Below are 24,752 nucleotides of genomic sequence, written 5' to 3'. Positions count from 1 at the left end.
ATCACCGGTTCACGTAAAGCGTCTGCGAAGGCTTCTCCCGACCCAACGCTCGAGGTCGTCCATCACCGTGTAAAAGGCGGGCACGTACACCAAACTGAGAATCGTCGAGCTGAACAGTCCACCGATCACTGCGATCGCCATCGGCGCCCGCCTTTCGGCATCCGCTCCCATGCCCAGGGCTATGGGCAACATGCCGGCGCTCATGGCTATGGTGGTCATCACGATCGGCCGAGCTCGTTTCCGAGCAGCGTCCAACAGAGCCTGCGTGCGATCAAGGCCACCATCGCGCCGGGCCACAATCACGTACTCGACGAGAAGAATCGAGTTCTTCGCCGCGATTCCCATGAGCATGAGCATTCCGATCATGACCGGCAAGGACATCGACATCCGCGTCATCAGCAACGATCCCAGAGCGCCTCCGATCGACAGTGGCAGCGCGGTGAGAATGGTCACGGGCTGAACGAAGCCATTGAAGAGCAAAGCGAGAACGACGAAGAGCAGAACGATGGCGGATCCAACCGCGAGCTTGAACCCATCGAACAGCTCCTGCATGCGTTCGGAATCGCCTGCGGGCTTGTAGAATACTCCCGCCGGCAGCCCCCTCATCGACGGCATCTGAGCCACCAAGTCCTCCGCCTCACCCACCGTCAGGCCACTCAGTTCCGCTTCGACCGTTTCGCTTCTGGTGCGATCGGTCCGCTCGATCTGGAGCGGACCCGAGCCAAAGCTGATATCGGCAATGGCGGACAACGGCACCGGCTTCTCGAAGGCAGGCACCAGCAGCAGCGACAGGCCTGCCATATCGGAACGAGCAGCATCGTTTAGCAAGATGCGCACGGGAATCTGTCGCGCGCCTAGGCTGAACTTGGACAGGTTCTGGTCGATATCTCCGACGGTGGCGATATTGACCGTCTTGGCAATCACGGCCGTAGGCACTCCAAGTAGAGCAGCCTTGTCCGGCTTGGGCGTTATCTGGAGCTCCGGTCGGGCGACGCTGCTCATGACTCTCGCGCGGTGGAATCCCGTAGTGGTACCCATATCCTGGGCCAACCGACGTGCCGCATCGGCGAGCGCAGCGGCGTCATCGCTCAACAGGGATACCTGGATTTTCGCGCCGGAAGATCCGTCCTCGCCGAGGCGGATCCGAATGCCCGGTATGATCGAAAGTTGCCGCCCGATCGAGGCTTCGAACGCCTGCTGGGACTGAGCCCTCTCGGCTCTCGGAACGAGATTGATCGTCACGGTCGATCTTCTGACCTCGCCTACCGAGGTAGACAGGTCTCCCGGGCCGGAAAACGTCGACGTCTCGGTTCCGACCGCGGCATAGACGGACGCCACTTCGGGTCTCGTCCTAAGCAAAAACGCAACCTTCTGCGTGGCGGCGTCCGTTTCCTGCAAAGTCGCCCCCGGTGCCAACTCCACGCTGAGCATCGTGCGGCTTCGATCGGCCGCCGGCATGAAATCCGTCGAAAGGGATGGAATAAGGGACAGGGACGCAACGAAAAACATCACGCCGGCGACGACAGTGGCCCATCGGTAGCGCAGCGTCCAGGTCAACGTCAGCGCATAGTACCGCACCCATGCCGGCTCGCGATGCTCCCTTTTGCCCGTCTTCAGGAGATAGGCCGCCATCAATGGCGTAAGCAGGCGGGCAACCACGAGAGAGAAGAAGACAGAGCTGCAAACGGCGATCGAGAAGGCCTCGAAGAACTGCCCCGGGATGCCCGGCATCAGCCCAACCGGGGCGAAAACCACGATGATGGCGAACGTCGTCGCAACCACGGCCAGGCCGATCTCGTCGGCCGCACCGATGGCCGAATCGTAAACGGTCTTTCCGGACTGCCGAATGTGCCGAACGATGTTCTCGATTTCCACGATAGCGTCGTCGACGAGAATGCCGACAACCAGAGCAATCGCCAGAAGAGTGATATTGTTCAGCGACTGGTTCAGGGCATACATCACAGCGAAGGTCGGCAACATCGACAACGGCAGTGCGGCGCTCGAGATCAACGTCGCCCTGATATCCCGCAGGAAGATCCAGACGACCAGAACCGCGAGCAACGCTCCCAACAGAAGTGCCTCGATGGCGGCGTCGTATCCCTCGATGACCGCGTGGGTCGAGGATGTCACCTCGAGGATCCCTACGCCATCGTGAGCGGCGGCGAATTCGGCCATCCGCTTTCTGACGTCTCTGGTCACGGCGAACTCGCCGGTCCCAACGGCGCGGTAGACGCTGAAGCCCACGACCTCCCTATCATTGAACCATGACCTCTGTCGCGGCTCGGCCCACCCGCGCTCGACGGTCGCAATCTCCGACAGCTTGACGCTGCGGCCGTCACTGAAGGCGAGCCGCATCTCCTTGAGAGCCGCGACGTCCGGGACACTGCCCACCGTACGAACGGCTTGCTCGGACCCTGCCAGTTTCATACGGCCGCCGGGCTGGGTGATGTTGCGGTTCCTCACGAGCTCGGAAACTTCTGCGGCCGTCAAACCAAGAGCGAGCAATCGGTCTGGTTCGAGCTTAACGCTAATTTCCGCATCGACACCACCGGATCTGGCAATCTTGGAAACGCCGGGCACGGCAAGCGCAGCTTTGGCGATGTCGTTGTCTATGAACCAACTCAGCGCGTCCGGCGCCATCATCGGCGCGTCGACGATGAACGTGAGGATCGCTTGCCCCGTCGCCTCGACGCGCCGGATCATCGGATCGAGTGTTCCTTGCGGCAGCTTCGAACGTATCGATACGACGGCATCCCGGACGTCGTTCGTGGCCCGGTCGATATCGGTACCGATCGCAAACTCGACCATCGTCATGGACAATCCCTCGTTCACGATCGAACGAGTGCGATTGACAGTCCCAAGTCCTGCGACGCCGTCCTCGACGAAGCGGGTGATTTGCGTCTCTATTTCACTCGGCGCAGCTCCGGGCCAGGCGACGCTGACCGTCACCGTCGGAATGTCCATATCGGGCATGTTGTTGAGCCGGAGCTTCGAGAACCCGACGGCCCCCGCCAGGCTCAGCAGCACGAACAGGATGATGGTCGCAACGGGATGACGGATCGCCCAACTGGAGATGCCGTTCATCGCAGTGCACCGCCTTTGAACGACGCGGTCTTGACGTTTACGAGATCTCCGTTGCTCAGAAGACCGGCACCTTGGGTCACAATGCGATCTCCAGCCTCCAGTCCGCGCAAAACTTCCACGTCATCCGATTCCTTGACGCCGATTCCGATCTCGACCAATGACACCAGACTGTCGCCTCCGACCTTGAAGACGTGAGCCTTCGCTTCTCGCCAGACCACTGCCTTCAAAGGAACGGTCAATACAAGCCGTCTTTCGACTGAAATCTCGACACGGGCGAACATCCCTGGCTTCAGATTCGTGCCCTTGGGGAGCGCGACATGCACCGTACCCAAGCGCGTCTTCGGATCCACCAGCGGCGAAACCATGCGGACCGCCCCCTGCTCGGCTTGCCCACCGGCGCCGACCACTGTCGCGTGTTGTCCAGCGGCAGCAGCGAGGATGTCTGTTTCAACGACGCGCGCATCGACCTCTATGCGGTTGTCCTGGATCAATCGGAACATCTCCACTCCGGCTTGGACCACCTGCCCGATCGCTACGGATCTTGCCGCGATCATCCCCGCCGCGGGAGCGACGATGACCGTCTGCCGTTGCCGCGCTTCTGCTTCCTCGAGCTGGGCGCGAGCCGCGCCCAGCTTGGCCTCGGTCGTCTTGACGAGCGTATCGCGCTGCTCGACGACTTGAGCGCTCACTACCCCTGAAGAGACCGAATGCGCGCGCGCAGCATCCGATCTGGCACTGGCAAGGCTCGCTTCCAGTTCGTCGACCACGGCCTTCTGCTTGGATACCGCTGCAGCCGCCAACTCCTGGCTGAGGCGGGCCAATATCTGACCTTTGGTAACGACATCACCTTCGTCCACGGTGACCTCGATCACCGCGATACCGCCAGCTTCGGAGCTGACCGGGATTTCGCGCCACGCTACGACGTTGCCTGTCGCGGCGATCGTCCTGGTGACCTCCAACTTCTCGACAGGTGCGGCCACCACAGTCATTGCGGATGAGGGAGTTTCCGCACGGACGATCGAACTGAAGACCAGAGAAGTCGCTATGATCCCAATCGTCCTCAGGCCACGATGGACACTCTTCATGCCAGCAATTCCTCCACTCACCGTCGACGCCCCAATGCCTCGCCAACCGCCCACTTCCGAACGACCGGCGACGATGCAGGTAGGACGGGAGGTTTGCTCACGTCGAACAATTTGTGTCGGATCGTCTCGGCGGGACCCCGATTGTGTCGAAACATTGCTGGATTGGAGCCTTGGGGCGTTTCGTTACGAATTCCGGCTTCTTTCGACCCGACTTCGCGGTAGAACAAAATCCCCCGAGCCATCATGAACGGCGTCCATGAGCGAAGAAACCTCCCAAATTCTAGTGGTCGACGACGATCCCGAGATCCGAAAGCTGCTCGCGCGTTACGTGGAAAGCCAGTCGTTTCGCGTCGTTCTGGCTGCAAGCTGCGCTGAAATGCGCGAGCGCCTCGCGGGAGACCAGATCGATCTGGTGGTTCTGGACGTCATGCTTCCGGACGGCTCCGGGCTCGACGCCTGCCGCGATTTGCGCGCGAAGCGGAACACGACTCCGGTCATCCTCCTGACGGCGCTCAAGGAAGATGTCGATCGCATCGTCGGGCTGGAGATGGGAGCCGACGATTATCTGGGAAAGCCGTTCAATCCGAGAGAGTTGGTCGCCAGAATTCGTGCCGTCTTGCGGCGCCGCTCGGAAAGAAATCTCCGAGCCCAAGAGACAAGAAGGTACCGGTTCGACGGGCTCACGGCCGATCCGCAATTGCGCAGCGTTATCGACGGACAAGGCAATGCACTCGAATTGACCGGCGCGGAATTCGACCTGTTGCAGGTCTTCCTGGACAGACCGGGTCGCGTGCTTTCGCGAGATCAGCTGCTGGATCTCACGCGCGGCCGGGAAGGAGACGTCTTCGATCGCTCTATCGACGTCCTTGTCAGCCGCTTGAGGCGCAAATTGGACAGGCCCGGGATGCCACCGCTCTTCAAGACGGTTCGCAACGGCGGATATCAGCTCGTCGCAAAGGTCGGGCTGCAGGATTTCCCGTCGTGAACACTTTGCGCGCCAAGCTCGCCGTGCTTCTCACCGTCGTGATCATCTCGGTGGTCTGCATCCTGACCGGCATCCTCATCTACCTGTTCGATCCGCCCAACGAACGACAAGCAATTGGTCCACTCGTCGAACAGATAGAGCTGTTGACCCAAGCCAACCGGATCGCTCCCAAGTTGGTCGTCGTTCAGCAGGCTGCGGCTGGCGGCAAGGTCGAATCCAACCTCACCTCTTGGCTTCGCGACGCGCTGACGACTCGAGGAACTCCACGCGACGTTATCGTGTCTCGCAAGGACGACCTGCCGCTTCTGTCCATTCCATTGGACCAAGGGTGGATCGTTACGCAGATCACGGATTTGCCTCCAGGAGGCGGCGTCTTCCATCTACTCCTGATCTGGCTCGCGGTGACCACGCTTGGTACGATGGCAGTCGCTCTCTTCTTCGCGAACCGGATGGTCAAGCCTCTCGTCCTTCTCGAACGTGCAATCGAGACCGTCGGACCCGACGCCGTGCTTCCGGAACTCGCAATGACCGGGCCGGCCGAGGTACGGGTCGCGGCCAGAGCGCTGAATTCGCTCTCCTCGCGCCTGAAAGGGGCAATGGAGAGCCGGATGCGTCTCGTCGCCGCGGCCGGCCACGATTTGCGGACACCGATCACGCGTATGCGTCTACGTGCGGAGTTCGTAGAGAACGACGAGGACCGCGAAATGTGGTTGAAGGATATCGACGAGCTTGACCGGATCGCGGATAGCGCAATCCTTCTTGTGAGGGAGGAATCCGGCAAATCGGCCCCCGAACCCATCCGACTGGACATTCTCATTTCCGACCTCGTGGACGAGCTTCGGACCCTGTCGTATGACATCACTTTGACGCGCGCCGCGGCAGGGACCGCGCAGGCGAACCGAACAGGATTAAGTCGCGCCTTCAGGAACCTGATCATCAATGCGGCAACCCATGGGAAGAAAGCCCGGGTCGCCGTTCAGAGCACTGCGACGGAAATCATCGTGGTGATCGACGATGATGGGCCAGGCATCCCACCCGGTCTCATCGGCCAGGTTTTCGAGCCGTTTTTCCGCGTCGACCGAGCGCGCATGAAGCAGTTCGACGGTGCCGGACTAGGCTTGACGATCGCAAGAGAGATCATCCAGCGGGCCGGAGGCAGCATCAAGATCGAGAACGGTTCTCTGCGTGGGCTGATTCAGACCGTGACGTTGCCGGCTACGCAGTTGCTCCCGGCGGAGCCACATTGATTCGTGTCCTCTGTGGCGTCGGAGAGCCTGGATGCCCTCGCGGACGAGCCACCGCGCTCAGCCGTCCGCGCATCTCTTGCGCAAACTTCGGAAATAATTCTCCGCAATACGGCCCAGATGGACATGCATAGTTGTCAGCTGCGGGCGCATGCTTCTCAGGCTTGAGCTTCGCTAAGCCTCCGCCCTGGAAAGCCCCAATGAACCAGGGTGGAGGCTGACTTGATGTGGCGAAGGCCCCCGAGGGATCTCGCTACCTGAGTTCCGCGCCCTGGCCCGCCGAGAGGGATGCCGAACCGGGTGTGCTACTTATCGGCTCCGGGTTCTTTGCTATTCCAGGAGGCGCTTTCATCCAGTGATAGCCTGCGAACCCTGAACGATAGCCTTCCTCATACAGTGCTTGCATATATCCCGGCTCGAATGACTTCTCCCTCGTCGCACCAAAAGTCGATGGTATCGCCGCAAGGTTGAAGTTGACACCGTCGATCTTTGCTTTCGCATAGATCCGGTAAAGATCTCCGATGCTCTGGTTCTTTATCAGGGTGGAGATCGATCTCAGTGAAATCGAGAAAATGCCCGGTTCTACGGCTTCCCATTCCGGGCTGATCTTTCCGTTTCGGATGATGAATAGTCGCGCAGCGGTTCGTTTGGTCGAGGCGTCCCTGCGGATGATTGTCGAAGGTCGAGGCACGAAGACTTGCTGAGTCACACCTCCGTCGACGTGCAGCTCCTCGTAGGTTCGATCTCCAGCTCTGACTTTGATGCGCACGGGAGGAAAAGCGCCGGGTACGGACGCGGAAGCCAGCAGGATTTTGCGAAAGAAGTTCAAGGCTTGAGGATGATCGCTCATTGCGATGCGGCCCATATCCCACAGGACCGGGCGCTGCGCGTCCAGATTGGTCGTTCCGACGAGCAATACCCTTCCCTTTCTCCGCTCGTTGGCGACTTCGCGGAGAAAGCGATCATCGACATATTTTGCGATCAGGCTTTCGAGCGGAGAGCTGTCGACCAAGCCCGATCCAAGCAGCGGCGCGATAACGCCGGGATCGTAGATATCGCTGCGCTCATATCGCGTGAAGACCTCCTTCAGTGCCGTGTCCCTGCTCCGCCCGAGATAGACCAACGGAGCCGTCAAAGCCCCGGCGCTAACCCCGGTGACGAGATCAAACTCAGGTCTCGTGCCGGCATCGCCCCAGCCGACCAAAAGACCGGCGCCAAAGGAACCATTATCTCCCCCGCCAGAGATTGTGAGAATATTCAGCCGGCCCGATTGAAATGCCGCGGCACCTGGCGCTGTCCCCGGCTGCTCGGTCGTGGAGAGCGCGGCAAGCGCTTCCGGCGGAGCGTCTCCCCATACCCGAATGTTCGGCATTCCCGCGAGTTCGGCCTCGTCGATGAGGCGTTTCGGAACAACATCGCGCGGAAACAGGGAGGGCGCATCCGCAAAGAAGAACGGTCGTCAAAAGGAGCGCGAACAAGCGCATGACCAATCTGGACAGGCACACAGTCGTCACGATCAGCAAGCCTAATCCGACTCGCGAGAAGGCTGAGGAATGATTGGGATGGTCATCCGGGCCATCCCGTCCTGAACAGCGAAAAACCAACATAAGCTACAGCCCCGTACACGACGGCGAGGATGACCGTCATCATGGCGACCTTCGCGGTTGATCCGTGCAGGCAGCGTCCGTCGTTCCGGTCGTCCATAGCCGCGTCACCGCTTTCGCGTCGCCGCCGGACCGTCGTCGGTCCATTCAGGAGGAAGTCCGAGCTTGCCGCCGACCAGGCCAGCGATGCCAGGCGCTCGGCCATACACTTCGCAGGCCACGTATTTGGGGGCGAGACCGATGTTCGAACCGACTTTCTCCAAAGAGGGTATGTCGATGCTGAAGCCCTCGAAGGGGCTTTCGCCCTTACTGAGCATCTTCGCAAAGTCGTCGCCGAAGTCCCGGGCGAGGTCGTAGGCGTCACTCGCTTTCGATGCCCTCGGTGTACTGAAAAAGGCGGTCGCTCCTCTTCCCCAGACCATGGCGGCCTGCTGCCGCCCCGCGGCGTCGACGGCCTCAGCTTCGATGGACATATCCCCCAAGCCTACGGGAATGCGCGGCACCGGAATCGGCACGCTCGCATCGACGAAGCTCGATCCGAGACTCGCAGCAGCCGAGACGCCAGCGGCGACTTCATCAGTCGGCGTAGCGCGCGTAATGGCCGCACGCACCGTCAAATCTGCCCGCTGATCGGGCGGCACCAGTCTGAATCGATCGCTCAAGTTGATGCACAGGGCGCGACTAACCGTATTGGCAACAAGGACGCGCTGTTCGTGCGTCAGGTCGGGCGCAACATGCGCTGGGAATGCTGTCGGTGCGACGTTGATGGTTTTTGCTGCCGCTACCTGCTCCTTCTTCACCTGAAGGCGGGACTTGGTGATCTTTCCGTCGGACTGCTTCAACCCATCGTATGAGGAGAGGCCGTTGCCCTGCACCAGTGCGGGAGTCGCGCAGCCAGGTAGCACGGCAAGGATCGGCACGGCCGCCAACCACATCGCCTTGTTTCGGGCACCCACCGTTTGCTTCCGGCTCGCAGCGATCTCGGCGCAGAGCCGGTTACGCGGGTCGTATGGGATCTTCGCGCGCGCCTGCCGGCACAATAGCAGTCTCAGAGGCCGGAGAGCGCGGACGATCAGGAAGAACGCACTTGGAACGTTCTCGCCGAAAGCGTGCGTCACCGGGATCGCCACAACCCGAAGGAGCGAGCACGACATGCCGAGCAGCCGCGATACGCCAAATCCAAGAGGCCCCCGGCGCTGGTACGGAAACGACTTATGTGACCGAGACTGGTTAAAACCGGCGGCGGAGCGCATTCAGACCCCCATATTGTGACCCTGCGCTTTTGATAGACGGGCTACATGGCTCGGAATCTGGCCGCGGATGACCTAATGTTGCTACTCGACCGCCATTTGTGTCGAAAGATGTCCACGCGAATTGGGGGACAGCCTTCGTTACAAATAATACTCTTCCAGTTGCTCGAACCGGACTAAACCGGCCCTATGCACGTTCCACAAATCCTTGTCGTCGATGATGATTTAGAGATCCGAAAGCTCCTTGCTCGCTACATCAAGGAGCAAGGCTTTCGGGTGCAGCTCGCGTCGAGGTGCGCCGAGGTGCACGAGCGGATCGCCACGAGCCAGATCGATCTGATCGTGCTTGACGTGATGCTTCCCGACGGATCCGGCCTCGATCTTTGTCGCGATCTCCGGTCCAGACGATCCCGAGTCCCCGTCATTCTACTCACCGCTCTGAAGGAAGACGTGGATCGGATCATCGGCCTGGAGATCGGCGCCGACGACTATCTTGGCAAGCCGTTCAACCCGCGCGAACTGATCGCCCGCATCCGGGCCGTCCTCCGGCGGGGCGAGAATGATCGCTCCTCTCCGGGCGGAAAGGGGCGCTATCTCTTCGAGGGATTCGCTGCCGACCCGTCCGCCCGGTCGGTGATCAGTCCGCAAGGTGGTTCGATCGACTTGACCGGCGCCGAGTTTGATCTCCTGTTGACCTTTCTCGATCGTCCCGGTCGCGTGCTGTCCCGAGATCAACTGCTCGAGCTGACACGCGGGCGCGACGGAGACGTCCTCGACAGATCCATCGATGTGCTGATCAGTCGACTGCGGCGCAAACTTTCAGAGAATGGCGCGAACCACATTTTCAAGACGGTGCGCAATGGTGGCTATCAGCTCGCCGCCAAAGTCACGTATCTGGACGAGCACTCTTAAGGCTGCTGCCCCGCAGTCCTCCGACCAGTGATGCTGGGTTTGAATTCCTGCTTGGTGCGACCGAGGCATGAAGCTGCGGGATCGCGCCGACATCCACGCCTCTGGTCGGTTCATCGAAGATGATCAGCGACGGCGGCGCGCCGACGCCGGTTGCCACCATCGAGATGCTGGCGGCGAGACTGCCGCATCTGCAGCTGCTCAGCGCCTATGGGGCAACCGAGACAACCTCGCCCGCGACCATCATGCCGCGAACGCAGTGGCGCGGACATATCGACAGCGTCGGAATGAGCGTACCTTGCGGCCGGATCAAGCTCGTCGATGACACCGGTATCGAAGTTTCCAGGGGCACGCCGGGCGAGCTGTGGATCGCCGGACCGATGGTTGTCCCCGGATATTGGCAGCGGCGATCATGCTGCGCACGACACCGCTGCCGCGCAATGCAAACGGCAAGGTTCTGAAAGCTGAGTTGCGCGAGAGCAAGACATGAAACCGCCCCGATTGTCAGGGGCCTGCAAATCTTGAGACGCCTGCTGACGTTACTGTCGGAAGACTTTCCTTGATCCAGGTGCGCACGTCGTGCAAGCTATTCGACAGGCGGCAGGTGATCGAATTGACCTGGCACGTGTCGCGGCCTGGCACAATGGTGCAATAAAGTTGTACTGGCCCTTTCCACCCTACGACCCCGCCTTCCCCTTGCGCGCAGCGATCTGCTGAAGCGCCCAGCGCGCGTTCTTGCGCACGTCGGGATCAGGATCGTTGGCGATCACCACGAGGTATGCCTCGCCCTCGGGGGCGGCGATCTCGCCGAGCGCGGCAGCCGCCTCCTTCCGCAAATTCGCCTGCTCATGGTTGATGCAGTTACCGATCGGACGCAGGGCGCGCTCGACCTTCATCTTGCCGAGGCTGCGGATCGCCTTGAGCCGCACCTGCCAAAACTCGTCGGCAAGTGAGACGATAAGCTGATCGGCGGCGAGCGAACCATTGACGTTGAGCCCGAGGGTCTCGGCTGCCATCTCCCGGACCATCCAGTCCGCATCCCTGAGTGCGCGGGTGATCGTCTCGGCCGCCGGCTTCATCTGCGAGAAGGCGAGCGCGCTCACGGCGGCGCGGCGTACATGGGCGTCGGGATCATGGATCAGCGCGGTGAGCGCCGGGATCGATTCTTCGAGCTTCAGGAAACCGATGACGCCGATCGCCTGCACGCGGACGGCCGCGTCACCATCCTGGAGCGCTTCCAGCGCGGGCTTCAGCGTGTCCTTGCGGCGCAACTCCTTGAGCGCGCGCAGCGCGCCCATGCGGACGAAAGCGTGGGCATGCTTGACCAGCGGCAGGATGATTTCGGCGCAGGCGGGGTCCTTGAATTCGGCCACACTGTCGGCTGCGGCCGACGCCACGATTCTCTCAGGGTCGACGAGCAGCTTGACGAGTGCACTCGCCGCTTCCCGCCCGTCGAACTCGCCAAGCGCCATCGCGACCTGCTGGCGCACGCCCGCGTCGGGATCTGACACCATGTTGGCGAGATGCGTAACCGCAACCGGATCGCCGGAATGGCCGAGCGCAATGATGGCGACGCGCCGCTCGGCTGGATCTGCGGCTTGCAACCGCTCGTCGGCGTCTTCGAGATCGTCATAGGATTCGAACGGGCTCGACATGACTACCTCAAGAGATAGGGAATGTTCACGGTGACGGCGCCGGTCGGGCAATCAGCCTCGCAGGGCATGCAGTACCAGCACTCGTCATAGGCCATATAGGCCTTGTTGGTCATGTCGCTGATGCGAAGCACGTCGAGCGGGCAGACGTCGACGCAGACGGTGCAGCCCTTGTCGGCGATGCACTTGGCGTCGTCGACGACCACCGGGACCGATGTCTGATAGGACGCGAGAGGCATCGTTGATCTCCTGTTGCTTGTCGTTGGCGGTGGATCAGGCGGTCGCGCGGATGCGCTGCTTGTCGTAGAGATCCTTCTCGTCGTCCGCGATCGGGACGACATAGGGTTCGACCGCGCGCTTCTCGCTGGTCATCCTTCCGTTCTGTTTGCTCAGCAGGGTGTGGCAGAACCATTTCTCGTTGTCCTTCTCCGGGAAGTCCGTGCGCCAGTGATAGAGACCCCAGCGGCTCTCCTCGCGGTAGAGCGAGGCATGTACCGCCATGTCGGCGCAGTCCATGATCGACTGCACTTCAAGCGCGCGGAGCAGCTCGTGTGCGTTACGCGCAATCATGTGTTCCTGCATGTCTTGCCGCGCCTCGGCGAGGCGGCGCATGCCGAGCTCGTATTTGCGCGTGACCTTCGGCGGCTGGAGATAGTCGTTGACGAGACGGCGGGTCTTGTACTCGACCTGGTTCGGCGGAATGCCGTCCTCGCGCCTGGTCGGCGCCATCACGCGGTCGCGCTCCCTGGCCACGTCGGCGGCATCGAAATCCGCGAAGTCGTGGCTGTCGGCGAACTCCATCGCGTCGATGCCGGCCACCGCGCCGTTGGTGAAGGCGCCGAGCATGTAATTGTGCGGCACGCTCGCCATGTCGCCGGCGGCGTAGAGGCCGGGCACGGTGGTGCGCGCATTGTCGTCGACGAACACGCCGGAGGCGCTATGGCCGGAGCAGAAGCCTATCTCGGAGATGTGCATCTCGATCGAATCGTTGCGGTAATCGACCCCGCGTCCCTGCTGGAACAGGCCACGCGTCGGCCGCTCCACCTTGTGCAGCGTTGATTCGATTTCCGAGATCGTATCCGGGTGGAGATGCTTGAGCTGGAGGAACACCGGGCCCTTACCCGACAGCAGCTCGTTGTAGAATTCGAGCATCATCTGTCCGGACCAGTAGTCACATTCGATAAAGCGCGATCCCTCGTTGTTGGCGGTAAAGGCGCCGAAGGGACCGGCGACATAGGCGCAGGCGGGACCGTTGTAATCCTTGATCAGCGGATTGATCTGGTAGCATTCGAGGTTCGCAAGCGCGGCGCCGGCGTGATAGGCCATCGAATAGCCATCGCCGGAATTGGCAGCATTCTCGTAGGTTCCGAACATGTAGCCGGAGGTCGGCAGACCCAGGCGGCCGGCCGCGCCCATGCACAGGATCACGGCCTTGGCCTTGATCACCAGCATCTCTGCGGTACGCGTATTGACGCTGATCGCGCCAGCGATGCGCCCATCTGCCGACTTGAGCAGACGCGTCGCCATGTATCGGTTTGAGATCAGGATGCGGGCACGCCGGAGCTGGCGGTAGAGCGCCTTTTTCACTGTCTCGCCGTTCGGCATCGGCAGCACGTAGGTGCCGATGTGATGCACCTTCTTGACGGCGTAGTCGCCGTTCTCGTTCTTCAGGAAGCGGATGCCGAAACTGTCGAGCTCTTCGATGATTCCGTAGCAGTTCTGCGCGTATTTATAGACCGCCTTCTGGTCGACGATGCCGTCATTGGCGATGGTGATTTCCTTGGTGTACTGCTCCGGCGTCGCATAGCCGGGAATGACGGCGTTGTTCAAGCCGTCCATGCCCATCGAGATCGCGCCGGAGCGCTTGACGTTGGCCTTTTCGAGCAGGACGACGTTGGCCTTCGGATTCTTCAGCTTCGCCTTCAGCGCCGCCATCGGGCCGGCCGTGCCGCCGCCGATGACCAGCACATCGCAGGAAACCTCCGAAAGTCCGTCGACGATCTGATCTAGTGCCATCGCTTGCTCCTGGTTCGCCGGCATTTCCGGCGCCTTTGCATCAGATTTGTTCAGAGGGCGTCTCGGCGATAGCAATTAGTTGTCGCCGGGACGCGATTTGCGCCTCAGCGCTCGACGAAGGCTTTCTCGATTACGAAATGGCCGGGCTGGCTGTGGTTTCCTTCGACGAAGCCGTGCGCGGAGAACATCGCGGGGAGCTCCTCCAGCATCGCCGGGCTACCGCAGAGCATGATGCGGTCGGTCTCGATATCGAGGCTGCCCTGCCCGATATCGTCGAAGAGCTGGCCCGAGGCGATCAGATCGGTGATGCGGCCACGATTCCTGAACGGCTCTCGGGTGACGGTCGGATAGTAGACGAGCTTGTCGCGGATCAGCGGTCCGAAGAACTCGTGATTGCGAAGGCCTTCGACCACGTGCTCGCCATAGGCGAGCTCCGAGACCTGGCGGCAGCCGTGGGCGAGCACGATGGCCTCGTAGTTCTCGTAGACGTCTGGGTCCTTGATCAGGCTGGCGAACGGCGCGAGCCCCGTGCCGGTCGAAAGCAGCAGGAGGCGCTTTCCCGGAATGAGGTTGCCGGTGATCAACGTCCCCGTCGCCTTGCGGCCGACCAGAATGATGTCGCCTTCGCTGATCTTCTGGAGGCGCGAGGTCAGCGGACCGTCCTGCACCTTGATCGAGAAGAACTCGAGCGCTTCCTCGTGATTGGCACTCGCCATGCTGTAAGCCCGCATCAATGGCTTGCCCTCGACCTCCAGCCCGATCATGGCAAACTGGCCGTTCTGGAAGCGAAAGCCGGGATCGCGCGTCGCGGTGAAGCTGAACAGGGACTCGGTCCAGTGCCTGACCGACAGAACCGTCTCTTTCTGAAATGCGCTCATCCGCCGTCTCTCCATGCCTCGTTTGCGCACAAGGTTTCGGAGAGACGAGAATCCGGCAACGCGGAAGTGAATTTCCCGGTCGATTAGTTTCACATTTCGCGGGCGATGATCGGAGAGCAGCCGGCGTTGGCAACTAGTTGCTATTCGCGCGCGTCCGCGACGACGTAGAAGGGGGTCGGAGATACGCCATGACCGCGACATTGGTAGCACCGACCGTGGCCGACTACGAAGCGAGCGCCGATCTGGCGACGCTACTCGTCCGCACCACACAGGATCACGCGCTGAGCGTCCCTGCCGAAAAACTTCGCCTCTCCTGCAAATGCGCCCACTGCACCCGCGCCCGCTTTGACGGCCGCTTCCCCGAGCACTTTACCGGCATCGCCATCACCGAGATCGGCGACCTCGGCTATGGGCTGAACATCTCGTTTTCGGACGGGCATAACAGGGGGATTTATCCGAAGCCGTATCTGCTGAGTTTGGCGGGGGATGACCCATAACTGGGGTCGTCATTCCGGGGCGCCCGAAAGGCGAGCCCTGAGTGGCGCAGAAAGTTAATCACCCCCAATCTGGCACGGACATTGCTCCTCTTTAGAACGATTTGAACGTTCCGGAGGCAGATGATGTTGCAGGCGGCGAATGCGGTTCGCGGGGCTGTTCCCCCGGCAGTCCGGCCTGCAGGCAGCTCCTCGCTGCTGCTCACCGAGAACCAGCAATGGATCGGCGGGCCCCCGCCGCTGATGGACAAGCTCTCCCCGCGCGAGCGGGAGCAGGTGCTGAAGCAGGGCCGCCGAAAAGTGCTCAACCGCGGCCAGACGCTGTTCAGCCAGGGCGGCAAGCATGACGGCATCTGGCTGATCGAGAGCGGCCGTATCCGGGTGTTCTACACCTCCCCACTCGGGCGCGAGATCACGCTGGCCTATTGGCACGTCGGCAATTTCGTCGGCGGGCCGGAAGTGTTCGAAGGCACCGTGCATCAATGGTCCGGTGTTGCGTCCAGCAATTGCAGCGTCGTGCACCTTCCCGGAAAGGAGCTGCGATCCCTTGCCGTCGAGATCCCGAACCTTGCGATCGGCCTGATCGAAGGCCTGACGTTCAAGGGCAAATGCTATTCGGCTCTCGCGCAGATGCTGGGAACGCGCTCGATCACGCAGCGCCTTGCGCATTTGCTGCTGCATCTCGTCGAGCTCTATGGCGTCGAGGACGCCGATGGCCGGGTGATCGCGGCCGCCTTCACCCATGCCGACATCGCACACATGGTCGGGGCCACCAGGCAATGGGTCACGATCAGCCTGAAGCGGATGCAGGAAAAGGGAATCGTACAGACCAAGCGGTCACAGATCGTGGTCTGCCGGACGGACGTGCTGGAGGAGATGCGCGGCCACGCATCCGACTGACCGAATTTGCGACCATCGCCCCTGCACAGGCAAGCGGCTTTATAGTGCAGAACTGCTCAAGGAGTATGCAATCAGCTTTTCCCGGCAACTAATCGACTGCAGCGCTCATTCCGGATTTGCCCTGTCCGGGCCCTCACCCAATCATGGCAACCACAGCACATCCAACCGAATGAGGATGAGAATGGTCCGCCGTCTTCCCACGCTCTCGATCGCGACGTCGGCGACGTCGCTGGCCCTTCTGGTCGCGCAGCCGGCCTCGGCGGAAACCGTCACGCTCGGCATTGGAACGCAGGATACGACAACCAACACGGTGACCGCCGGTGTCGTCATCCGCCAATTGCACCTGCTCGAGAAATATCTGCCGAAAGACGGCAAATACAGCAACATCAAGTTCGAGCTGGAGTGGCAGAACTTCACCTCCGGCCCGCCCGTCACCAACGCGATGATGGCGAACAAGCTGCAGATCGGCATGATGGGCGACTATCCGCTGATCGTGAACGGCTTCACCTTCGAAAGTAACCCGGAAAGCAAGAGTCGGCTGATCGGTATCGCCGCCTACAGCCTGTCCGGCTCCGGCAACGGCATCGTCGTTCACAAGGACTCGCCCTACTATGATCTCGCCGATCTCAAGGGCAAGCTCGTCAGTGTGCCGTTCGGCTCCGCCGCCCATGGCATGGTGCTGAAGGCGATGCAGGACCGTGGCTACACGTCCGACTTCTTCCAGCTCGTCAGCCAGAGCCCGGAGGTCGGCTCGACCAATCTCCAGGAAAAGAAGATCGACGCCCATGCCGACTTCGTTCCCTTCGCCGAGTTGCTGCCGTTCCGCGGCTTCGCGCGGAAGATCTTTGACGGCGTCGAGACCAATGTCCCGACCTTCCACGGCATCGTGGTCCGCACCGATTTCGCCGAGAAATATCCGGAGGTCGTCACCGCCTATCTGAAGGCGGTCATTGCCGCCAATCAGTGGCTGCGCGACGATCCCAAGATCGCCGCGGAAAAAATCCAGGAATGGACCGGCATCAGCAAGGAAGTCGTGTACATCTTCCTGGGACCCAGCGGCAACATGACCACCGATCCCACGGTCAAGCCGGCATTGATCGACGCCGCCACCGCCGACGTCAAGGTTCTGCAAAACCTCGGCCGGATGAAGGAATTCGATCCGAAGAAATGGGTCGACGATGGCTATATCCGCAAAGCCTATGCCGAGATGAAGCTCGATTACGACGCTCAGCTCGCGAGCACCAAGAATTACGAGATCGCTGGCGCGGACGCCTTCTGCAAGAAGCCGATCACCGATCCGCGCAAGGCCGGCGAGGTCTGGGTGGATGATGCCGGCATCATGCCGTTTGCGTCAGCGGCGTGCACCTTGGGGGCCTATGCCGACTTCAAGGCCAAGGGCAAGAAGATCAACGTCGCCTACGTCTTCGACACCACGCGCGGCATCAAGCTATTCGCCGACCAGGCCTTCTTCGCGGTCGGCGATGGCGACGTCGCGCCGTTCCTGCTGAAGAAGGACGCAGAAGCCTATGCCGCCAAGTTCGGCGGCAGGGTGCTGGGCTTCGACGACGCGGTGAAGGCGGCAGTCGGCGGAGGCAAGACGTGAGCAGTCCCGCCATCCTCAGACATCCCGAGGACAGCATGCCGGCAACAGCCATTGCGGAGACGGGTCCGGAGCCCGTCGCCACCCCGCCCTCCTTCGGAACGCTCGCGCTGCGCTGGTATCGACTGAACCGCAGCGGCCTGCGCGCGATCGCGATCGGCATCACCTCGCTGCTGGCGTTCCTCCTGGTCTGGCACCTGCTCACGACCTATCGCGTCGTGTTCTTCGTGCGCTTCACCAACGTGCCCTCGCCGCTCGCGGTCTATGCCAGCTTCATCAAGGCGATCCACGATCCCAAATTCCTGATGCACATCGTCTTGAGCTGCCGGCGCATCCTCGTCGGCTTCTCCCTCGCAGCCATCATCGGGGTGCCGCTCGGTCTGGTGATGGGTCGCTTCAAGCTCGTCCATGAGGTCATCTTCCCGGTCGCCGAAGTGCTGCGACCGATCCCGGCAATCGCGTGGGTGCCGATGGCGATCATGCTGTGGCCGACCAACGAGCAGAGCATCGTCTACATCACCTTCCTCGGCTCGTTCTTCCCGATCCTGGTGAACACACTTCACGGCATGACGCTGGTCGATCCCGTGCTAGTGCGCGCTGCGCAGTGCCTCGGCGCGAGGGAGCGCTCGATCTTCCGCGAGGTGTACTTTCCGGCATCGCTGCCGCACATCTTCACCGGTCTTACGGTCGGCATGGGCGTGGCCTGGGTATCGCTGATCGCGGCCGAGATGATCTCCGGCCAATACGGCATCGGCTATTTCACTTGGGAGGCCTACTCGCTGGTCCAGTACGCCGACATCGCGCTCGGCATGATCGCAATCGGCGTTCTCGGCCTGGGATCGAGCCTGCTGATCCGGGGCGCCGGACAATTGGTGATGCCGTGGAGAGCGAAATGAGCGAGATCCCCGCCAAGGCACCGCAGGGCCATATCGAAGTCAGAAGCTTCTCCCTCAGCTATGACAGTATCGAGGGACCGGTCCAGGCCGTCACCGATACACAGATCCATGTGAAGCCAGGCGAATTCGTCTCGATCGTGGGGCCCTCCGGCTGCGGAAAGTCGACGCTGCTCAACGCGGTCGCGGGCTTCCTTAAACCCACCACAGGGATCGTCACCGTCGACGGCGAGCGTGTGAGCGGTCCCAGCGCCGAGCGCGGCATGGTGTTCCAGCAATATTCGCTGTTTCCCTGGAAGACGGTGCGGGAGAACGTCGAGTTCGGGCTGAAGATGCGCGGCATGCCGCGCTCGCAGCGCGAGCGCGCCGCCCGGACGCTGCTCGGGCTGGCGGGCCTGGAAGCCTTCGAGAAGCACTATCCGGAAAAGCTCTCAGGCGGCATGAAGCAGCGCGTCGGCATCGTCCGCGCGCTCGCGACGGGGCCGAAAGTGCTGCTGCTGGACGAGCCCTTCGGTGCGCTCGACGCCCAGACCCGCGTCATCATGCAGCAGATCCTCACCAATATGTGGCAGCGGCTGAAGATCTCGGTGCTGTTCGTCACCCACGACATCGACGAGGCGATCTTCCTGTCCGACCGCGTCTACTGCATGACCGCGCGCCCCGGCTCGATCAAGGCGGAGATCCCAATTCCGCTGGAACGGCCGCGGCAGCAATCGATGATGATGTCCTCGGAATTTTTGGCGCTGCGCCGCGGGCTGATGTCCCTGATCCGCGAGGAGAGCCTGAAGGCGATGGGCGGCGAGATCAACGACCTCGGCATGCGGGGATTGAACATCGAGCTGCACGGCCAGTCTTTGGCCGAGGTACTTTAGGCGAAGAACACCCCAAACCCGCACTGATCTAGATGCTGCGATAGCGCGCGATAGCTGAGAGATCCGGCACTATTCCGAGCCCCGGGTCGTCACTCAGCTGAACCATGCCTTCACGCACGTCGATCAGGGAGCCGCAAAACAAATCGCGCAGCGGATTATCGTTGGCGTCGACCTCCAGCCAGCCATCTCCTCCGATACCGGCCAGCAGATGAGCCGAGGCAAGCAGTCCAATGCCGCCGCCGAGATAGTGTGGGCAAAACGTCTTGCGCACGTCGAGAATGTCACGCGCCAGCCCGGCACAGACCGTGAGTCCGCCCCATTTCGCGATGTCCGGCTGAACCACGCCGAGCACGTCCTCGGTCAGCACCTGCCTGAAGCCTTCGACGCTCGAGATGTTCTCGCCGGCCGCAATCGGCATGTCCGCGCCTGCCCGCAGTCTTTGCCATTCTTCGCGTGGCCGATCGGCGCGGATGGGCTCTTCCAGCCAGCGCAGATCGAACCCGCCGAGCCGCTCCAGCATCTGAAGCGCCTGTTCGACCGACCAGCCCTGATTGGCGTCCGCCGCGAGCATGCCCGCGCCGACGATCTGGCGCAGGGCTGCGAGATTGGCGAGGTCGATGTCGGCGCCGAATCCGACCTTCAGCTTCAACGCGCGATGACCTCGCTCGAGTGCGGTTTCGGCCGTCTGCGTGGCGCCGCCGGGATTGATGCCGCTGGCATAGACCTTGATCGTGCTGCCGTGCCCACCGAGCAGCCGCCACAGCGGCAAACGCCGACGGCGCGCCGAGAGGTCCCATAGCGCGAGATCGATGCCCGCGATCGCCTGCGCAAACGGACCGGGTTCGCCGCATTGCAGCGCCAGCACTTCGGTGCCCCCACTCAGGCTCTCGAAGGCTTGAGCCGGACCGTCGAACTTGCGCCCGACGAGACCCGGTGCGAGCACCTCGTTCACGAGCCGTGCGCGATGCTCCGCACCCGGCGCGGGAAAATTCGACCAGGCTTCGCCCCATCCCTCGACGCCATCTTCATCGACAGCACGAATGAAGACAGCGGGGCGGTTGAGCATGCGGCCGAACGACGTCACCACCGGCGTTGCCAACGGATAGCGATAGCAGAACGCTTCGATCGAGCGGATTGTGAAGCTGTCAGACGTCATGTTGCAGATCCTGCGATCGGGATCAGACCACGCGGAACGGCCATCAGCTCAATACGCGCGCGCGAAGTCCCCTTCCCGCTTGATATCAGTAAATACGGGAAAGCGCGCCTTCCACGGCGTTCCCTTGGCCTTTGTCAGCTCGTTGAGCCGTTCGAGCACACCAAGGCCGTCCTTGCGCAGGCTGGCGGCAACCGCCGCGCGGTCCGGGAAATTCTTCAAGACGGCATCGAGCCAGATCGTGCGGCCCGCCAAAAACCCGCCCGCGCCCGCGGCATAGGCAAAGTCGAGCACCCGTTCGAATTTCTCGGGCGCAGCACCGCCGGAGAGCAGCACCCAGGGGATGCTGCGCGCGCGGCAGATGTCGCCAATCGCATCGAACTCCGTCTGCGCGGCTTTCGCCTCGGCGCTGCCATCCCGGGCAGGCAGACTGTTGGCCGCCAGCGGGCTCTCCAGCTTCAGAAGGTCGACGCCATATTCCGGCTTGGCGAACTCGCGCACGCTCTCGATGACCAGATCTGGAAGTTTTCCGGGCGACTCCACGTAGTCGGCAGTGTGATTGGCACTGCCGAGGAACGGATAGACCAGCAGTTCCAGGACGTAGGGAATGTCGTGACGGGCGCAATCCTGCCCGATCTCGCGAACGAACCGCTTCTGATGCTCAATGACCGCAGCATCGGCGTCCGGCCGGTACCACGCCAGCACCTTGACAGCGTCGCCGCCCATGGCGCGGATCTTCTCAACGCTCCAATCGGTGATCGCCCGCGACTTGCGTCCGCCCGACGTCTCATCCACCCGGTGCTCTTCAAGGGTCATGATGAGACCGCAACGCGGCGGCAGAAGATCGATTGCCGCGGGCACCGCGAAATTCGGATCGAACAGCATCGAGCTGCAATGCGGCGCGAGGTTCTCGACGAGCAGACGCTTTGCTGCCGTCACGTCGGAATATTCGACCTGGTCCCGCGTAATCCCCTTTGCTTTCGCAATAGCATCAAACAGCGGCGGCCGCTGATCCAGCGCGACCATGCGAAAATGACCGTCCGCGTCGGCCAGACGCGCCAGGCCGCGGTTCTTTCCAATCGTTCTCATGGCTTCGTCCTCATGAATGCAAGACACTCGTTGATGGTGGGGATTCCGTTGCGTCCGCCTGCGTGGCGGCATTTCATCGCGGCCGCCGCAGCCGAAAACGCCATCGCGTCGCGCACGTCGAGACCGGCGCCGATCGCGAGGGCATAAGCGCCATGGAAGACGTCGCCGGCGCCGGTGGTGTCGACCACATCGACCGCGAAGGCCGCCTGTCGGTGCAGGCAGCCGTTCTCGTACCAGCTCACGCCCTCTTCACCGCGCGTGACGGCGATGATGCGACACCCGAAGCGGGCGAGCGCGGCGAGGGTTTCATCCTTTGCCGAGCCGCCAAAAGCCGTGAGCGCGGGCTCGGAGAAGATTGCATGGTCTGTCAGGGGCAACAGCCGCTCGAACACCTCGGCATCGGCCATGTCGCCGTCGAGCACCGTCGGGATCCCGCGCGCGCGGGCTTCGCGGAACAACGTCGCGGCCCCCTCGACCCAGCGCGGATCCGCCAGCACCGAGGATGCGCGGGCAACGGTCTCCAGCGGCAGCCAGTCGGCTGCTTCCGGATAGAGACCGCGGAAATTGACGATCTGCCGTTCGCCGGAATTGTCGACGATGACACCGGAGACGGACGAGCGGCCGTCCGCAAACAGCCGGAAATTCTCGATGTCGACGCCTTCCGCGGTGAAGGCCGACTTCATCTCGTGCCCGGCAGCATCATTCCCTGCCCGCCCCCAGAACGCGACGGATGCGCCGAGCTTTGCGACCGCAACGCTCGCATTGGCGGCCATGCCGCCGCCGAGCGTGCCGTACTCGACGGCCTTGATCTTCTCGCTTCCACCCGAGAACGGCCGGTCGACGCGCCAGACCTGGTCGAGCGCAGACAACCCGAGACAGATCACGTGCACGGGCCTCGCCTTGGACGCGACGTCCGCCAGCGCCGAGAGATCGCCGATGTTGACCAATGCGCTCACCGCACGACCTGTCCATTTGCGGCATCGAACAGATGCGTCTTGCCGGGCTGCGGTCGCAGATTGATGCGATCGCCGACCTTCGGTCGTAGCGACGGATCGACCCGCGCGATGGATGCCGCGCCGGCGAGATCGAAATGGATCAGCGTGTCCGAGCCGAGCGGCTCAACGAGCTTGACATTCACTGTAATGCCGTCGGCAGCATCGGTGGCAACGGCAAAATGTTCGGGGCGAATGCCAAGCACAGCCCTGCCGGCATGCCGCAGCCCGTTTGCCGTCTCCTCGCCCAACGGCACCACCGTTCCGCCTTGCGAAAGGATCGCACGCTCCTGTCGCCATTCGACCGGGAAGAAATTCATGGCTGGCGAACCGATGAAGCCGGCGACGAACTGGTTGGCCGGCCGCTCGTAGACCGCCTCGGGCGTGTCGTATTGCTGGATCGTGCCGCTCTGAAGCACCACGATGCGGTCGGCCATGGTCATGGCCTCGATCTGGTCATGCGTCACGAAGACCATGGTGGTCTTGAGTTCCTGCGACAGCGCCTTGATCTCTGCGCGCACCTGCCCGCGCAGCTTGGCGTCGAGATTTGAGAGCGGCTCATCGAACAGGAAGGCTTTTGGATTGCGCACGATCGCACGCCCCATGGCGACGCGCTGGCGCTGGCCGCCGGAGAGCTCCTTCGGCTTGCGGTCGAGATACGGCTCGATGTGCAGCAGCGCCGCCGCGCGCTTCACCCGCGCGTCGATCTCCGCCTTCGGCGTTCCCCGCAGCTCCAGCGCAAAGGACATGTTGTCGTAAACCCGCATGTGCGGATAGAGCGCGTAATCCTGGAACACCATCGCGATGTCGCGCTGCGCCGCCTGTACGCCGTTGACGCGCGTGTCGCCGATGTAGAGGTCGCCGGAGGAAATGGGCTCGAGACCTGCGATGATCCGGAGCAAGGTCGACTTGCCGCAACCGGACGGGCCGACGAAAACCACGAATTCGTGGTCCGCGATCTCCAGATTGAGATCGGGGATCACAGTGAAATTGCCGTAGCGTTTGGTAAGGTTGCGGATCGAGATCGAGGCCATGATCGCTTAGTCCAGCGCCAGTACAGGCTTGATCAACTCGCCCTTGGCGAAGCGGGCGAAGTTCTCGGGCAAAGCGGACAGGCCGAACTCGCCGTCGACGAGAACGCGGTATTCGTCCTTGTACCTGCGCAGCAGTTCGACGTTAGGCTCGAAATCCGAGACCGGGAAGTAGAAGGTCCGGATCATGTAGAAGTCCTTGCGGCGGAACACCTTGCCTTCCTCGATGGTCCAGGGCGCGGCGTTCTCGCCGACCAGCACCAGCGCCCCGCGCGGCAGGACGAGCTCGATGCCGAGATTGCGTGCCGCATGCGCACCGGAGCATTCCATGATGAGGGCGAACCGTTTCGATGTGTCGCCGACCGGATGCGGTTTCGCGCCGAACGATCGGGCGATATTCAAGCGTGCGGCGTTCGGATCGGCCACATGGATGTCATCATAGCCGAGACTGCGGAGTGCCAGCACGACGCCGAGACCGACAGGCCCCGCTCCCATCACGAGGACCGCACCTGCCTCGTCCGGCGGCACGACACGACTGACGAACCGGACGGCGTGGCCGGAGGTGCCGATGGTGTCGAGCAAGAGCGGCGCGAGGCTGTCTTCGATATCGTCGGGCACCGGCAGCAGGCAATTCTCCGGCACCGGCACGTATTCGGCGTAGCCGCCCGGCCTGTTCCAGCCGATCAGGCTCGAGACCTCCAGGCACATCTGGGTGTCGCCGCGCTTGCAGGCCGCACAGTGGTCGCAGTGCAGCGGGATATAGACGGCGCAGCGGCGGCCATGCAGGCGGTGGCCGGGCTGCTCGACCACGCCAAAAATCTCGTGACCGGCGGTGAACTCGGCGCCCTTGTGCCAGAGCTTGAAGTCGGAGCCGCACAGCGCGGTGCGCGAGACCCGCACCAGCACCTCGCCTGCCCCGACGTCGGGCATCCGCACCGGCTCGATGGTGATGCGTTCGTGACCATGGAACACCGCCGCCTGCATGATCGCGTTCGGACGAGGCATTTCGTTCATCAGATAC

22 protein-coding genes are annotated in these 24,752 nt (G+C 62.2%); 9 read left to right on the top strand and 13 right to left on the bottom strand.

Annotation, left to right across the window (positions count from 1 at the left end; translation table 11 throughout):
• Window positions 1-9: 9 nt before the first annotated feature.
• Together BM190_RS33925 and BM190_RS33920 are read right to left on the bottom strand one after the other, a co-directional pair.
• The gene (locus BM190_RS33925) at window positions 10-3,084 is read right to left on the bottom strand and encodes an efflux RND transporter permease subunit (protein WP_092261910.1); all 3,075 of its coding nucleotides are present in this window, start codon (window positions 3,082-3,084) and stop codon (window positions 10-12) included.
• Window positions 3,081-4,169: an efflux RND transporter periplasmic adaptor subunit gene (locus BM190_RS33920; RefSeq protein WP_092261909.1), complete on the bottom strand. Its 1,089-nt coding sequence runs from the start codon at window positions 4,167-4,169 to the stop codon at window positions 3,081-3,083. Before BM190_RS33920 ends, BM190_RS33925 begins: the two co-directional genes overlap by 4 nt.
• A 256-nt stretch (window positions 4,170-4,425) precedes the next feature.
• Here BM190_RS33920 and BM190_RS33915 point away from each other — a divergent pair, with 256 nt between their 5' ends.
• Both BM190_RS33915 and BM190_RS33910 read left to right on the top strand, forming a co-directional pair.
• Window positions 4,426-5,154, top strand: a complete 729-nt coding sequence (locus BM190_RS33915; protein ID WP_092261908.1) for a response regulator — start codon at window positions 4,426-4,428, stop codon at window positions 5,152-5,154.
• Window positions 5,151-6,401, top strand: coding sequence for a sensor histidine kinase (locus BM190_RS33910; RefSeq protein WP_244550807.1), 1,251 nt, complete (start codon window positions 5,151-5,153; stop codon window positions 6,399-6,401). The genes BM190_RS33915 and BM190_RS33910 overlap by 4 nt, the downstream gene beginning before the upstream one ends.
• Before the next feature lie 250 nt (window positions 6,402-6,651).
• Here the strand turns inward: BM190_RS33910 and BM190_RS33905 are convergent, their stop codons facing one another.
• Both BM190_RS33905 and BM190_RS33900 read right to left on the bottom strand, forming a co-directional pair.
• Complete coding sequence (locus BM190_RS33905; protein WP_246786111.1) at window positions 6,652-7,770, bottom strand: patatin-like phospholipase family protein; 1,119 nt, start codon at window positions 7,768-7,770, stop codon at window positions 6,652-6,654.
• Between the two features lie 339 nt (window positions 7,771-8,109).
• On the bottom strand, window positions 8,110-9,255 hold the full coding sequence (locus BM190_RS33900) for a DUF3313 domain-containing protein (protein WP_244550806.1): 1,146 nt from the start codon (window positions 9,253-9,255) through the stop codon (window positions 8,110-8,112).
• A 186-nt stretch (window positions 9,256-9,441) separates the two neighbouring features.
• Between BM190_RS33900 and BM190_RS33895 the strand changes: the two genes are divergently transcribed.
• Both BM190_RS33895 and BM190_RS33890 read left to right on the top strand, forming a co-directional pair.
• Complete coding sequence (locus BM190_RS33895) at window positions 9,442-10,164, top strand: response regulator transcription factor (RefSeq protein WP_092261907.1); 723 nt, start codon at window positions 9,442-9,444, stop codon at window positions 10,162-10,164.
• Between the two features lie 119 nt (window positions 10,165-10,283).
• Entirely contained in the window at window positions 10,284-10,622 is a 339-nt protein-coding gene (locus tag BM190_RS33890; RefSeq protein WP_092261906.1) for an AMP-binding protein, read from the top strand.
• A 216-nt stretch (window positions 10,623-10,838) separates the two neighbouring features.
• Here the strand turns inward: BM190_RS33890 and BM190_RS33885 are convergent, their stop codons facing one another.
• From BM190_RS33885 to BM190_RS33870, 4 genes are all read right to left on the bottom strand, one after another.
• The gene (locus BM190_RS33885) at window positions 10,839-11,816 is read right to left on the bottom strand and encodes a HEAT repeat domain-containing protein (protein WP_092261905.1); all 978 of its coding nucleotides are present in this window, start codon (window positions 11,814-11,816) and stop codon (window positions 10,839-10,841) included.
• Between the two features lie 2 nt (window positions 11,817-11,818).
• On the bottom strand, window positions 11,819-12,052 hold the full coding sequence (locus tag BM190_RS33880) for a 4Fe-4S dicluster domain-containing protein (protein WP_007593252.1): 234 nt from the start codon (window positions 12,050-12,052) through the stop codon (window positions 11,819-11,821).
• Window positions 12,053-12,086: 34 nt separating this feature from the next.
• The gene (locus BM190_RS33875) at window positions 12,087-13,829 is read right to left on the bottom strand and encodes a fumarate reductase/succinate dehydrogenase flavoprotein subunit (RefSeq protein ID WP_092261954.1); all 1,743 of its coding nucleotides are present in this window, start codon (window positions 13,827-13,829) and stop codon (window positions 12,087-12,089) included.
• Window positions 13,830-13,933: 104 nt separating this feature from the next.
• Window positions 13,934-14,707, bottom strand: coding sequence for a ferredoxin--NADP reductase (locus BM190_RS33870; RefSeq protein ID WP_092261904.1), 774 nt, complete (start codon window positions 14,705-14,707; stop codon window positions 13,934-13,936).
• A 188-nt stretch (window positions 14,708-14,895) separates the two neighbouring features.
• Between BM190_RS33870 and BM190_RS33865 the strand changes: the two genes are divergently transcribed.
• From BM190_RS33865 to BM190_RS33845, 5 genes are all read left to right on the top strand, one after another.
• Window positions 14,896-15,204 (top strand): gamma-butyrobetaine hydroxylase-like domain-containing protein, encoded by a 309-nt coding sequence (locus BM190_RS33865; RefSeq protein ID WP_092261953.1) that lies wholly within the window; start codon window positions 14,896-14,898, stop codon window positions 15,202-15,204.
• Window positions 15,205-15,324: 120 nt separating this feature from the next.
• A complete protein-coding gene (locus BM190_RS33860; RefSeq protein WP_092261903.1) occupies window positions 15,325-16,101 on the top strand; it encodes a Crp/Fnr family transcriptional regulator in 777 nt (258 codons plus the stop codon).
• Between the two features lie 181 nt (window positions 16,102-16,282).
• Window positions 16,283-17,704 carry an ABC transporter substrate-binding protein gene (locus tag BM190_RS33855; RefSeq protein ID WP_177237458.1) on the top strand — a complete coding sequence of 474 codons (1,422 nt, stop codon included), beginning with the start codon at window positions 16,283-16,285 and terminating at the stop codon, window positions 17,702-17,704.
• Window positions 17,701-18,597 (top strand): ABC transporter permease, encoded by an 897-nt coding sequence (locus BM190_RS33850; protein ID WP_092261901.1) that lies wholly within the window; start codon window positions 17,701-17,703, stop codon window positions 18,595-18,597. Before BM190_RS33855 ends, BM190_RS33850 begins: the two co-directional genes overlap by 4 nt.
• On the top strand, window positions 18,594-19,466 hold the full coding sequence (locus BM190_RS33845; RefSeq protein WP_177237457.1) for an ABC transporter ATP-binding protein: 873 nt from the start codon (window positions 18,594-18,596) through the stop codon (window positions 19,464-19,466). Before BM190_RS33850 ends, BM190_RS33845 begins: the two co-directional genes overlap by 4 nt.
• A gap of 28 nt (window positions 19,467-19,494) precedes the next feature.
• Here the strand turns inward: BM190_RS33845 and BM190_RS33840 are convergent, their stop codons facing one another.
• The 5 genes from BM190_RS33840 to BM190_RS33820 are packed head-to-tail and all read right to left on the bottom strand — an operon-like array spanning window position 19,495 to window position 24,745.
• Entirely contained in the window at window positions 19,495-20,622 is a 1,128-nt protein-coding gene (locus tag BM190_RS33840; RefSeq protein WP_092261899.1) for a mandelate racemase/muconate lactonizing enzyme family protein, read from the bottom strand.
• Window positions 20,623-20,670: 48 nt separating this feature from the next.
• Entirely contained in the window at window positions 20,671-21,708 is a 1,038-nt protein-coding gene (locus BM190_RS33835) for a tagatose 1,6-diphosphate aldolase (protein WP_092261898.1), read from the bottom strand.
• Complete coding sequence (locus tag BM190_RS33830; protein ID WP_092261897.1) at window positions 21,705-22,664, bottom strand: sugar kinase; 960 nt, start codon at window positions 22,662-22,664, stop codon at window positions 21,705-21,707. The genes BM190_RS33835 and BM190_RS33830 overlap by 4 nt, the downstream gene beginning before the upstream one ends.
• On the bottom strand, window positions 22,661-23,734 hold the full coding sequence (locus BM190_RS33825) for an ABC transporter ATP-binding protein (protein WP_092261896.1): 1,074 nt from the start codon (window positions 23,732-23,734) through the stop codon (window positions 22,661-22,663). Before BM190_RS33825 ends, BM190_RS33830 begins: the two co-directional genes overlap by 4 nt.
• A gap of 6 nt (window positions 23,735-23,740) precedes the next feature.
• A complete protein-coding gene (locus BM190_RS33820) occupies window positions 23,741-24,745 on the bottom strand; it encodes a zinc-dependent alcohol dehydrogenase family protein (RefSeq protein ID WP_092261895.1) in 1,005 nt (334 codons plus the stop codon).
• Between the last annotated feature and the right edge of the window lie 7 nt (window positions 24,746-24,752).

This window comes from Bradyrhizobium sp. Rc3b (assembly GCF_900114915.1).
GTDB lineage: Bacteria > Pseudomonadota > Alphaproteobacteria > Rhizobiales > Xanthobacteraceae > Bradyrhizobium.
Note: the sequence above shows the minus strand (reverse complement) of the source record. Positions and strands in the feature narration are given on the sequence as shown.